The sequence below is a fragment of the Chryseobacterium sp. POE27 genome (assembly GCF_039727685.1).
Lineage (GTDB): Bacteria > Bacteroidota > Bacteroidia > Flavobacteriales > Weeksellaceae > Chryseobacterium.
In genome coordinates, this window is the sequence record NZ_CP152475.1 from 2,906,089 (window position 1) to 2,919,230 (window position 13,142).

General features: G+C 37.0%; 11 protein-coding genes. 9 read left to right on the top strand and 2 right to left on the bottom strand.

All coding sequences use genetic code 11. The features are described 5' to 3' along the window. Window positions 1-156: 156 nt before the first annotated feature. A complete protein-coding gene (locus AAHI02_RS13785) occupies window positions 157-456 on the bottom strand; it encodes a thioredoxin family protein (protein ID WP_346983729.1) in 300 nt (99 codons plus the stop codon). A gap of 11 nt (window positions 457-467) precedes the next feature. Then, entirely contained in the window at window positions 468-1,877 is a 1,410-nt protein-coding gene (locus AAHI02_RS13790) for an MBL fold metallo-hydrolase (protein WP_346983730.1), read from the bottom strand. Window positions 1,878-2,135: 258 nt separating this feature from the next. Here AAHI02_RS13790 and AAHI02_RS13795 point away from each other — a divergent pair, with 258 nt between their 5' ends. From AAHI02_RS13795 to AAHI02_RS13835, 9 genes are all read left to right on the top strand, one after another. Then, entirely contained in the window at window positions 2,136-3,662 is a 1,527-nt protein-coding gene (locus tag AAHI02_RS13795; RefSeq protein ID WP_346983731.1) for a helicase HerA-like domain-containing protein, read from the top strand. Between the two features lie 192 nt (window positions 3,663-3,854). After that, window positions 3,855-5,078 carry a 3'-5' exonuclease gene (locus tag AAHI02_RS13800; RefSeq protein WP_346983732.1) on the top strand — a complete coding sequence of 408 codons (1,224 nt, stop codon included), beginning with the start codon at window positions 3,855-3,857 and terminating at the stop codon, window positions 5,076-5,078. Window positions 5,079-5,105: 27 nt separating this feature from the next. Then, window positions 5,106-5,297: a DUF5808 domain-containing protein gene (locus AAHI02_RS13805; RefSeq protein ID WP_346983733.1), complete on the top strand. Its 192-nt coding sequence runs from the start codon at window positions 5,106-5,108 to the stop codon at window positions 5,295-5,297. A 157-nt stretch (window positions 5,298-5,454) separates the two neighbouring features. Continuing rightward, the gene (gene lysA, locus AAHI02_RS13810; protein WP_346983734.1) at window positions 5,455-6,654 is read left to right on the top strand and encodes a diaminopimelate decarboxylase; all 1,200 of its coding nucleotides are present in this window, start codon (window positions 5,455-5,457) and stop codon (window positions 6,652-6,654) included. Between the two features lie 166 nt (window positions 6,655-6,820). Then, a complete protein-coding gene (locus tag AAHI02_RS13815; protein WP_346983735.1) occupies window positions 6,821-8,554 on the top strand; it encodes a thiamine pyrophosphate-dependent enzyme in 1,734 nt (577 codons plus the stop codon). Between the two features lie 242 nt (window positions 8,555-8,796). Further along, window positions 8,797-10,236, top strand: a complete 1,440-nt coding sequence (miaB, locus tag AAHI02_RS13820; RefSeq protein WP_346986621.1) for a tRNA (N6-isopentenyl adenosine(37)-C2)-methylthiotransferase MiaB — start codon at window positions 8,797-8,799, stop codon at window positions 10,234-10,236. 8 nt (window positions 10,237-10,244) lie between these two features. After that, the gene (locus tag AAHI02_RS13825) at window positions 10,245-11,339 is read left to right on the top strand and encodes a PDDEXK nuclease domain-containing protein (protein WP_346983736.1); all 1,095 of its coding nucleotides are present in this window, start codon (window positions 10,245-10,247) and stop codon (window positions 11,337-11,339) included. Beyond that, the gene (locus AAHI02_RS13830) at window positions 11,323-11,754 is read left to right on the top strand and encodes a hypothetical protein (protein WP_346983737.1); all 432 of its coding nucleotides are present in this window, start codon (window positions 11,323-11,325) and stop codon (window positions 11,752-11,754) included. Before AAHI02_RS13825 ends, AAHI02_RS13830 begins: the two co-directional genes overlap by 17 nt. An 86-nt stretch (window positions 11,755-11,840) precedes the next feature. Beyond that, window positions 11,841-13,133 carry a sigma-54 dependent transcriptional regulator gene (locus tag AAHI02_RS13835; protein ID WP_346983738.1) on the top strand — a complete coding sequence of 431 codons (1,293 nt, stop codon included), beginning with the start codon at window positions 11,841-11,843 and terminating at the stop codon, window positions 13,131-13,133. The last annotated feature ends 9 nt before the right edge of the window (window positions 13,134-13,142 follow it).

A 13,142-nucleotide genomic window follows, 5' to 3' on the forward strand; every position in this document is an offset into this window, starting at 1 on the left:
CTTCATCAAATTAACTTGTTGATTTTCCTTTGCTCACTTAAATGATTAAGTATTCAAATAAAATCTTTGCGTCAAAAAAATGAATGATGATTTGTAATATTTAATAAAATTATCACAGGCTATAAGATTTTCAACCTCAACCTAAGCCTTGTCTCATTAGGAATATTGTTTTAAAAGTTGAGTCAGGGTATTGACATCATGCACGCCGCTTTCTTTCCAGAGCATTTCTCCTTTTTTGAATATGGCCAATGTCGGAACGCCACGTACACCATATTGGGCTGCTAATGCCGGATACTGATCGACATCTATTTTGATGATTCTTGCACCCTCACCTACATTTTCTTTTACGGTATTAAGAACGGAAGACTGTACTTTACAAGGCTGGCACCATGTGGCAAAAAAGTCAATCAGTACAGGTCTTTCAGAATCTATAATTTCCTGGAATTTTTGTGACATCGTTTTATTTTTTATAAAGTTTTTGACTGGCAGACAAAATCCGAAGTCGGAAGTTTCCCTGTTTTTTTTATTCCGTTAAAGCCTCCTTCTATTTCCGTGAAGTTTCTGATTCCATGAGAATTAAGAATGCTCGCTGCAATCATGCTTCTGTAACCGCCTGCACAATGCAGGAAAAAATGTTCGGAATCATCAATGGTATTTACCCAATCGCTGATCACATCCAAAGGTTTGTTGTAAGCATTGTCAACATGCTCAGCCGAATATTCTGAAATTTTACGGACATCGATCACTTTTGAAGTTTCGGTAAACTGTTGAGCAAATTCTTCAGGGGATATTCTTTTAATTTCATCGGTTTCTTTTCCATTGTTTTTCCAGGCTTCAAAACCACCTTTAAGATAGCCTAAGACGTTGTCAAAACCAACTCTGCTTAATCTTGTAATTGCTTCTTCTTCAGTTCCTTCTTCGGTAATTAATAATAAAGGGTGTTTTACATCAACAACCAAAGCGCCAACCCATGGAGCGAAATCGCCTTTGAGCCCGATATTTACAGAATTGGGAACAAATCCTTTGTAGAATTCTCCGGGACTTCTTGTGTCTAAAATTAAGGCACCGGTTTCTTCGGCATACGCTTCAAAATCTTCAACAGGAACTGCGGTGAGGCCTTTATCCATCACAGAATCAAGACTTTCATAACCGCCTTTGTTCATGGCTACATTCATCCCGAAATATTTTGGAGGAGCGGTCAGTCCATCAAGGACTTCTTTTATAAATGATTCTTTATCAGGCTGATTGAGCGCATAATTTGTTCGTTTTTGATTTCCTAAAATATCTACCGTTTCTTTCTGCATATTCTTTCCGCATGCAGAACCTGCTCCGTGCGCAGGATAAACCGTAATGCTGTCGTCAAGCGGCATAATCTTAGTTTGCAGGCTGTCGTATAGAATTCCGGCAAGATCTTCCTGGCTTAAGTTAGTAGCTTTCTGCGCAAGATCCGGTCTTCCGACGTCTCCTAAAAATAGGGTGTCACCGGTAAAAATTGCCGTTTCCACACCGTTTTCGTCAATCAGAAGATAGGTTGTGCTTTCCATAGTGTGACCGGGGGTGTGAAGTACTTTTATTTTGACTTTTCCCAACTCAAAAACCTGATTGTCTTCTGCAATAAGTGCTTCAAATTCCGGCTGTGCGGTAGGCCCGTAAACTACAGGCGCTCCTGTTTTTCTGCTCAGATCAAGATGACCTGAGACAAAATCTGCATGAAAATGGGTTTCAAAAATATACTTTAATGTTACGTGGTCTTTTTCAAGGCGATCCAGGTAAGGTTTTACCTCTCTTAAAGGATCAATAATTGCTGCTTCGTTTTCGGATACGATATAATAAGCGCCCTGAGCAAGACATCCGGTATATATTTGTTCAACTTTCATTATGCGGTTGTGACTATTTAATGTTTTAAAATACAAAAATCGTGTTTATTTTTTTAAAAAAGCAAAATAAAAAAATCTGTATTGATAGAATAAATCTATAAAGTTCAGATATTCTCGTTATCAATTATAATACAAATAGTTCAGGATTTCGTGGTACTAAGGTAGGTATATTTGTTAAAACTTGGAATCCAAATAAAATCATAATAAAACTTACAGATTCTATATCCTAAAAAATTCTATATTTATGTAAAAAATGAAATGGCAGATAAAACACAATTCATTGAAGAATTAAACAAAAAATATACGCCTAAAGGAGAACATATCATACTGGGAAAAGGAATGCTGGACGGAGAAGTTGTTCCCGAGGTGAATGTTACGATTCCTTTAAAAACCATTAACCGTCACGGGCTTATTGCCGGAGCTACTGGAACCGGAAAAACGAAAACTCTGCAAGTCTTCGCAGAACAGCTTTCCCACGCCGGAATTCCATCCCTGGTGCTGGATATCAAAGGAGATTTCTCAGGAATTGCCGAAGCAGGGAAAGAAAATTTTGCTATCCAGGAGCGATATGCAAAAACGCAGCTTCCTTATAATCCGCAACCGTTCCCGGTAGAGCTAATGTCCATTTCAGGAGAGAGAGGGGTAAAATTGAGAGCTACAGTAACGGAATTCGGACCGGTTTTATTAAGTAAAATTTTACAGCTGAATGATACGCAGCAAAGTATCATGGCTATTGTTTTTAAATATTGTGATGACAAAGGTTTGCCTTTGATTGATTTAAATGATCTTAAAAAAGTTCTTCAATACGTTACGGAAAACCCTCAGGGCAAAGCAGAACTTTCTGCAGATTACGGATCGATTGCTTCCTCTTCTTTAGGAGCAATTCTGAGATCAATCGTTGCGCTGGAACAGCAGGGCGCAGCAAAATTTTTCGGAGAATTAAGCTTTGATGTGAATGATCTGCTGCAAACGAGGGATGGGAAAGGGGTTGTTAATATTTTAAGAGTTGCCGATATTCAAAGTAAGCCGCAGTTGTTTTCAACGTTTATGCTTTCTCTTTTTGCAGAAATTTACATGACTTTCCCTGAAGAAGGTGACAGTGGCAAGCCGAAACTGGTTCTGTTTATCGATGAGGCGCATCTGATTTTTGATGAATCTTCTAAAGCGTTGGTTTCTCAGATCGAAACAATGGTAAAACTCATCCGTTCAAAAGGCGTTGGAATCTATTTTATTACCCAGATTCCGGGAGATGTTCCAGAAGCTGTTCTTTCGCAATTGGGATTAAAAATTCAGCATGCGCTGAGAGGGTTTACCGCAAAAGATAAAAAAGAAATTTCCAAGGCGGTGGAAAATTATCCTACAACAGAATTTTATGATGCTTCTACTTTAATTCAGAATCTCGGAATTGGCGAGGCTTTTGTAACTGCTCTTGACGAAAAAGGAATTCCTACACCGTTGGTGCATACATTCTTAATTTCTCCTGAATCTAGAATGGATGTTCTCAATGATACTGAGATTTCAGAGCTGACGGGGAAATCAGCTTTAGTAGCTAAATATGAGAAAATTATTGACAACGAATCGGCATATGAAATTTTAGTAAGAAGAATGGAGCAGGCCGCAAGTGAAGCGCCTTCAAATCAAAAAACGAAATCTGTAAAAGAAGAATCCGGAATGTTTGAAAAGGTTCTACAGAGTAAAGCAGGACGAACGTTTACAAGTACCCTGATGCGGGAAGGTGCAAAAGCAATATTAGGAATGCTTGGTCTTGGCGGCAGAAAAAGATGATTCGGATTATTGATTTGTAAAGCATAAACATATTATAGACAGATTCAAACTGAATTTGTTATGATTGATATAATTTTTCCTAATTTAGCAGGGTTGTCCGGACAAAATCGCTGGCGTTATGGCATCGGTTATGAAGTCTGTACATCTATTTATTTAAAGATTAATATAAAAGATAAAGTTGTATAAAATTTAATGTATTCAATTATTGATATAGAAAGCAATGGTGCAGGTTACAGAAAAGAATGCATTATAGATATTGCTATTTACAGGTATGATGGGCAGAAAATCATTGACCAGTTTATTTCGCTTGTAAATCCGGAAAGTGATATTACCCCTTTTGTTCAGAAACTCACGAACATTACCCCGAAAATGGTGGCAACGGCGCCGAAATTTCATGAAATTGCACGCAGAATTATAGAAATCACAGCCAACAGCACTTTGGTGGGGCACAATATCGATTTCGATTACAGAATGCTTCGTCAGTCTTTTCAACGACTCGGGTATGATTTTAAAATCAATACATTAGATACAATTCCTCTCGCTAAAAAATTGATTCCGGATGAGGTAAGCTATTCGTTAGGAAAACTTGTTAAATCTTTAGGTATTCCTCTCACCAATCATCACCGCGCAGACGGAGATGCACGTGCTACGTTGGAGTTATTTAAACTTTTAATTTCAAAAGATACTGAAAACGAGATCATTCAGAAACAGCACGAAGAGACTAACGCAAAAACTTATATCAACAAGATCAAAGAGCTGACGCAGGATATTCCGAATGAAAAAGGATTTGTTTATTTTCAGGATGAGGAAGGCCGGATTATCTTTTCCGATCATGTGCAGGATATTAATAAATTTTCGAAAAAAGTTTTCAATTCGAAATCTAAAAAATGGGAAAATATTCAGAAAGATGTCACACAGATCAATTATGAGCTTACCGGAACGGATATTATTGCCAAGCTGATCCTGAATTCAAAAGGAATCAGAAAAAAAGAAACATTGCCTTTCGGCCTTTATCACAGACACAACAAATATCTTGTAGAAAAGAATAAGCTGAATAAAACCGAAAAACCCATCCTGAAATTCAGATCCTTTACACAGGGGGCAAAAGCGGTTGAGTTCATCGGAAAAATAGAAGAATATGCTGATGTTGAGTTTTTTAAAAAGAAAATCGACTGCAAGAAGCGAAATGAACTTTGGCTCGGGCAGGGCCGTAAACTCGGAGAAAAACTCTTTCTTATTATTGAAAACGGAAAAGTCGTTTCTTATGGATTTTATGAGCTCTTCACTCAGATTCAGACGTTAAGCAAAATTTCTAAACTAAAGATTAATTTACAATATCAGTCTGCCGATCTGATCAACGATCTTCAGCTGGCTTTGCTCCGCAGTGATTTTGAGACTTTGCCGCTTCCGAAATAAAAAGAATCATTTTAAATAAATACAATCATGAATAATCGTGATGAAAATTCCTTCTGGAAACTTGGCGTGTTCTATTACAATAAACAGGACAAGCGTTTATTCCCTCCCAAAAGAACGGGTTTAGGCTGGACGGTTAATTTTGCCAATCCCCTTTCTATCGCTCTGTTTTTATTGATTTTAATGGTAATTATTTTCATACCAAAACTTTTTATTAGGTAATGAAAAAAACCTTTTTATTATCTTTTTAAAGATTTTTATTCTTTAAGATAAAAAACAAAAGAATAATATTCTATGTATTTGATTTTAAATGATAAAGAATTTCTTATTACCTTTGTGGTTTCTTAATAACATAAAAGAAGTTTTTACTTAATTAATTATGAATCCGAAAGAATTACTAAAGATTGCCAATGAATTTGGCACGCCGGTGTATGTTTATGATGCTGAATCCATCAAAACTCAATATGAAAAACTTACATCATCTTTTCTTAAACACACAAAGTTCTTCTATGCTGCGAAGGCGTTGACAAACATCAACATCCTTAAGTATGTCAAGAACCTGGGTGCTTCTTTGGATTGCGTGTCAATTAATGAAGTTAAGCTGGGGCTTAAAGCAGGATTCCCGAAAGAAAAAATATTATTCACGCCGAATTGTGTTGATCTTGCCGAAATTGAAGAGGCGATGAGCTTCGGAGTACACATTAATATTGATAATATTTCTATTCTTGAGCAGTTCGGAAATAAATATGGAAATACTTATCCTATTTTAGTAAGAATCAATCCGCATATTTTCGCAGGAGGAAACTATAAAATTTCAACAGGGCATATCGACAGCAAATTTGGGATTTCCATTCATCAGGTTCGCCATATTGAAAGAGTGATGAAATCTACCAACCTTAATGTTGAAGGGCTTCACATGCATACGGGAAGCGAGATCAAAGATCCGGATGTATTCCTGCAGGCGTTGGATATCATGCTGGAACTGTCGGAACATTTTCCGAATTTAAAATATCTTGACATGGGAAGTGGCTTTAAAATTCCTTACCAGGATACTGAAGAAGAAACGGATGTAAAAACATTAGGACAGAAAGTAGAAAAAGTGATTTCTGAATTTTCAAAATCTACCGGGAAAAAGTTTGAATTATGGTTTGAACCGGGGAAATTCCTTGTAGGAAAAAGCGGATATTTATTGGTTAAGGCTAATGTAATCAAACAGACAACGGCAACCGTTTTTGTTGGCGTAAATTCAGGATTTAATCACCTGATCCGTCCGATGTTCTACGATTCCTATCATGTTATCGAAAATTTATCGAATCCGAAAGGAGCAGAGAGGATTTATACTGTAGTCGGAAATATTTGTGAAACCGATACTTTTGCATGGGACAGAAAGCTGAATGAGGTAAGAGAAGGTGATATTTTGGCATTTCATAACGCAGGAGCGTATGGTTTTGAGATGAGTTCAAATTTTAATTCAAGATTAAAACCCGCTGAAGTTCTTTTCCTCAACGGAAAAGCGCACCTTATCAGAAAAAGAGATGAATTTGAAGACCTTTTGAGAAATCAGATTGAAATAATTTAAAACATAGGCTCCACAGAAAATTGTGGAGTTTTTTATTTAAAATTAATAAGCCCTTTACTTCGGATTCCGATAATTCTTACATTTGTTAATGGCATAATCTTTACAGAGATAAGCTGTTGATCCATTCCAGTTCATTCATGAAATAAACATCAAAAAAATATTAATTATGGCTAAAAACATAGCAGAGCAAATAGTAGAAATGCTCGAAAATGCAAATGTGAAAAGAATCTACGCAGTTACCGGCGACAGTCTTAATCATCTGAATATTGCCGTTAAAAAAAGCAGTATCGAATGGATCCACGTAAGACACGAAGAAGCAGGAGCTTATGCGGCCGCTGCAGAAGCCGAGCTGGATGGTTTTGCGGTGTGTGCCGGAAGTTGTGGTCCGGGTCACGTTCATTTAATTAATGGAGTTTACGAAGCGCATCGTTCTCATGTTCCGATGCTGGTGATTGCTTCTACCATTCCGAGCGAAGAAATGGGAATGGATTATTTTCAGGAAACGAATACCATCAAGCTTTTTGACGATTGCAGTTACTACAATCAGATGATTACAAGGCCGGAACAGGTACAAAGAACCGTTCAGACCGCAATTCAGCATGCGATTTCCAAAAAAGGAGTTGCGGTAATCGGACTTCCGGGTGATGTTTCAGAACTGGATGCGGAAGAGGCGGTGACTTCCAATAAAATTTTCAAAACCAATCCTGTTATTCGCCCATCTGATGAAGAGCTGAGTCAATTGGCCGGTTTAATTAATGAAAGCAGAAAAGTAACAATCTATTGCGGAATCGGAGCAGAAAATGCGAATGTGGAAGTAGTAGAATTATCTAAATATTTAAAGGCTCCTGTGGGATATTCTTTCCGTGGAAAAATGGCCATTCAGCCGAATAATCCTAATGAAGTAGGTCTTACGGGGCTTTTAGGTCTTCCTTCCGCATATCATGCGATGCATGAGGCGGATCTTTTAATTATGCTGGGAACAGATTTTCCGTATGAGAAATTTATGCCGGTTAAAAATAAGATTGTTCAGATTGATGAAAGTCCTGAGAGATTGGGACGAAGAGCCAAGCTTGAACTTGGGCTGGCAGGAGATGTGAAAGAAACGATCAAAGCTTTATTGCCTTTGTTAAAAGAAAAAACAGATGCGAATTTCCTGAAGCAGCAACTGGAATTCTATGAAAAGGTTAAAGAAAACCAATTAACGTATGTGAAAGATCCTGGGAAAGAAGATGCTATTCAGCCTGAATTTGTTGCTTATACTTTGGATAAATTGGCAAAAAAAGATGCCGTTTTTACGGTAGATACGGGAATGTGCTGTGTCTGGGGTGCAAGATATATTACTGGAACAGGCGAAAGGAAAATGCTGGGATCCTTCAATCATGGTTCTATGGCGAACGCAATGCCAATGGCTATTGGTGCTTCTCTGGCATATCCGGGAAGACAGGTAATCGCAATGTGTGGTGACGGAGGTCTATCGATGCTTTTGGGAGATATGGCAACAATATTTCAGTATAAACTTCCTGTAAAGATTATCGTTTTCAACAACAGATCGTTAGGAATGGTAAAACTCGAGATGGAAGTCGGAGGAATGCCGGATAATGAAACCGATATGATCAATCCTGATTTTGCAATGATTGCTCACGCGATGGGATATCCTGGTAAAAATGTTCATAAACCTGAAGAAGCAGAATCTGCAATTAAAGAATGTCTTGATTATAATGGCCCTTATCTCCTGAATATTTTTACCAATCCCAATGCGTTGGCCTTGCCTCCGAAAATTGAATTTGACCAGGTGCTGGGAATGACCAAATCCATGGCTCAGCTGATGCTTGGCGGAAAAATGGAAGAGGCCCTGGATACGGTGAAAAGTAATTTTAAGCATATTAAAGATATATTGTAATTTCAATCGATATTTAATTGTAATGCACTAAAGTTTTGATTTTTTGAAAACTAATTGTTATAATTGGGAGTTCTAAGTTTTGGATCTCCCATTTCTATGAAAATGCTTTATTTAATTAAATTACTGCTCTGACATTCTGTCACAATATTTTGTATCTTTGCAAATTAATTCAGAAGTTTAAAGTTTAAAAATTTAATGTCGAAAACTTTGAACTTTAAATATTGAATATTAAACAGATTATCGTGCAGGAAAAATATATAGACGAAACAAAACAGGGAGAGGCTTTTGCGATTGCAGAAAAAGATGGAAACTCAAAGAAATTGTTTCTGGAAAGTTATGGTTGTCAGATGAATTTCTCTGACTCTGAAATTGTTGCATCTATTCTTAATGAACAGGGCTACAATACTACGCTTAAAGTTGAAGAAGCGGATCTTATTCTCCTTAATACATGCTCTATCCGTGAAAAAGCTGAGCAGACCGTGAGAATGCGTCTTTCCCAATTTAAAAATCTGAAGAAAGAAAAACCCAATATGACCGTTGGTGTTCTTGGCTGCATGGCGGAAAGGCTGAAAACAAAATTCCTGGAAGAAGAACAATTGGTTGATCTGGTTGTTGGCCCCGATGCTTACAGGGATTTACCCAATCTTTTAAAAGAAACTGAAGACGGAAGAGATGCCATTAATGTCATTCTTTCAAGAGAAGAAACGTATGCAGATATCAATCCTGTTCGTCTGGGCGGAAACGGTGTTACTGCTTTCGTTACCATCACCAGAGGTTGCGATAATATGTGTACCTTCTGTGTGGTTCCTTTTACGAGAGGAAGAGAAAGAAGCCGTGACCCGCATTCAATTTTGGATGAATGTAAAAGCCTCTGGGAAAATGGTTACAAAGAAATAACGCTTCTGGGACAGAATGTAGACTCTTACCTTTGGTACGGAGGAGGTCCTAAGAAAGATTTTGCTAAAGCATCCGAAATGCAGAAAGCAACTGCTGTTAATTTTGCACAATTACTTGATTTAGTGGCTAAAACAGTGCCTCAGATGCGGATAAGATTCTCGACTTCTAATCCTCAGGATATGAGTCTGGATGTATTCAGGATGATGGCAAAACACGATAATATCTGCAAATATGTTCATTTGCCGGTTCAGAGCGGAAGCAACAATATGCTTGAAGCGATGAACAGACAGCATACCCGCGAAGAATATTTAGATCTCATTAAAAAAGCGAAAGAAATTGTTCCTGAAGTAGCATTTTCTCAAGATATGATCGTTGGTTTCTGCAATGAAACTGAAGAAGATCACCAGGATACATTAAGTCTGATGAGAGAAGTGGAGTATGACTACGGTTATATGTTTGCCTACTCAGAAAGACCCGGAACTCCTGCTCATAAAAAAATGGAAGATAACATTCCTGCTGATGTTAAACAAAGACGTCTGGCTGAGGTAATTGCTTTGCAGGGAGAATTATCCAGAGAAAGAATGAAGTCTTATGTAGGAAGAGTTCACCAGGTTTTGATCGAAGGAACTTCCAAAAAGAACGAAAATCAGTGGAAAGGAAGAAATTCCCAGAATGCAGTTTGTGTTTTTGATAAACTCGAAGGGCAGAAAATTGGTGACATTGTGGACGTTTTTGTATTCGATAATACGCAAGGCACACTTTTAGGGGAAACTGTTTCAAAATAAACGATAACGTGGATTTAACGAATGAACAGCTTATAAAGAATATTTCTGCATTGCTTGAAAATGCCAGGAATAAAGTTGTGATTGCTGTTAATCAAACCATTGTTTTTACTTATTACGAAATCGGAAGAATGATTGTAGAAGATGAGCAAAAGGGTGAAAGCAGGGCGGAATACGGCAAGGCTGCTCTTAAAGATTTATCTTTACATCTTACAGAAAAATTTGGTAAGGGATTTTCTGTTTCAAACCTTAAACAAATTAGACAATTTTATATTGTTTACTCAAAAAGACAAACACCGTCTGTCTTTTTACAAGCTTCTGATAAACAGAGTGAAAAAGGACAAACACTATCTGACAATCTGCAAAGCAGGCAAATTCAGCAGACGGTTCCTGCGAAATTCAATCTCTCATGGTCGCATTATCTTAAATTGATGAGGATCAAGGATAGTAATGAAAGAAAATTCTACGAAATTGAAAGCGATAAAAATAACTGGAGCTTACGCGAACTGCAAAGACAATATGATTTTGCTTTATACACGAGGCTTTCTTTAAGTAAAAATAAAGAAGAAATTCTTCAGCTTGCAGAAAAAGGACATATTATAGAAAAGCCAAAAGATCTCATCAAGGATCCTTATGTGCTGGAATTTTTAGGATTGTCTGAAAAACCAAATTACTCTGAAAATGATCTGGAATCTGAATTAATTGATAAATTAGAACATTTTCTTTTAGAGCTAGGCAACGGTTTTACATTTGTCGGACGACAGCAGAGAATTACTTTTGAAGAGAAACATTTTTATATAGATTTGGTTTTTTATAACAGGATCCTGAGATGCTTTGTGTTGATTGATTTAAAAATTGGTGAGTTGAAGCATCAGGATATCGGACAGATGCAGATGTATGTGAATTATTTTGACAGAGAAAAGCTTCTGGAAGGAGAAAATAAGACAATAGGAATTATTCTTTGTCAGGACAAAAGTGAAGCGTTGGTTCAATACACTTTGCCGGAAGACAACGAACAAATTTTTGCGAGTAAATATTTTACAGTATTGCCGAGTAAACAAGATTTTATTAACATTTTAAACTCAGACAATGGAAAAACTTCATAAATATTGCCTAAGTGTACTGTTGGTAATAATCTGCAGCAATATTTCGGGGCAGGCCACCAATGGTTCTTTCAAAAATAATGATGACTGTCAACAATTATACAGACTTTACAGTCAGATTTTAAATAAGAATCACGAAGTTTCAGGTGGATTTTGCGTTAATAAACGATCTATCCGAAATTTTGCAATCGGTTATAAAGAAAAAGCCGCTGACCTGATTGGAAGAGGTTTTCCTAGTCAGAATCAAAATTCGTTTTTCAAAAGCAAATTCGGGACAGATTTTGGTAATAACCAAAAACATCAGCTATTCCTTTACAATTACGAAAAAAGCAGTAAAGACAATCTCTTTGCCAGGATTTTATATTTTGAAACTAAAGTTTCAAAAGTCAGAAATAAAGATTATTTAGATATAATTTGATTTAAGTATAAGAATTCAAAATCATTTTAACTATCAATCAAATTTTACAGAAAAATAACAACTGTAAATAAAATAATCTAATATTTATGAGTAACGAGCTACAAAACATAAAAAACCGCTTTGGAATTATCGGGAATTTTCCGGCCCTAAACCGAGCTTTAGAAAAAGCCATTCAGGTGGCTCCAACAGATATTTCCGTCCTTGTAATTGGTGAAAGTGGTGTCGGGAAAGAATTTATCCCTAAAATTATTCATTCGGAGTCTAAAAGAAAACATCAGCCTTATATCGTCGTAAACTGCGGAGCTATTCCGGAAGGAACCATTGATTCTGAATTGTTCGGACACGAAAAAGGTGCATTTACAGGTGCTACTGCAACCCGAAAAGGATATTTTGAAGTAGCAGACGGCGGAACAATTTTCCTGGATGAGGTAGGAGAATTACCTCTGCAGACACAGGTTCGCCTTTTGAGAGTGTTGGAAAGTGGCGAATTTATGAAAGTGGGGTCTTCTCAGGTTCAGAAAACAAATGTAAGAATTGTTGCGGCTACCAATGTGAATATGATGAAGGCTATTCAGGACGGAAGATTCCGCGAAGATTTGTTTTATCGTCTGAATACCGTTCAAATCGATATGCCGCCTTTAAGAGAAAGAAAAGGGGATATTCATCTTCTTTTCAGGAAGTTTGCCATTGATTTTGCCGAAAAATACAGAATGCCGGAATTGGAGCTGGAGCCGGGAGCAGTTCATTATGTAGAAAATTATACCTTCCCGGGAAATGTTCGCCAACTGAGAAATCTGGTTGAGCAAATGACTGTAGTCGAAAGGGACAGAAAGGTAACGGTAGAAAAATTAGCAGAGTATATACCAATGGAATCTCACCTTCCGATGGTTGTGAATACTCCCAATAATCAGAAACAAAACGATTTTGGCAGTGAAAGAGAAATCATGTACAAGATTCTCTTTGATATGAGAAATGATATTAATGATTTAAAATCCTTAACTTCGGAATTGATAAAGAACCGCGATAATTCTGATCTCAGCAATCATGAAAAGAATCTGATCAACAGGATTTATACCCCTGAAAGTCAACAGAATGTTGCTCCGAATTCTTTATTGTTTTTTGAAAATAAAAATAATGATGTTCCGGTTATCCAGAATCCTACGATCATTTCAGGACAGGAAGACAGCTATGAGGATGTTGAAGATATTGAGATCGAGGAAAACAAACCGGAATCTTTATCCCTTCAGAATAATGAAAAAGATTTGATAATCAAAGCTTTGGAAAAGCATAAAGGGAGGAGGAATAAAGCTGCGGATGAGCTGGGGATTTCACAAAGAACATTGTACAGAAAAATAAAACAATATAATTTAGAAGAATAAAATTAAAAA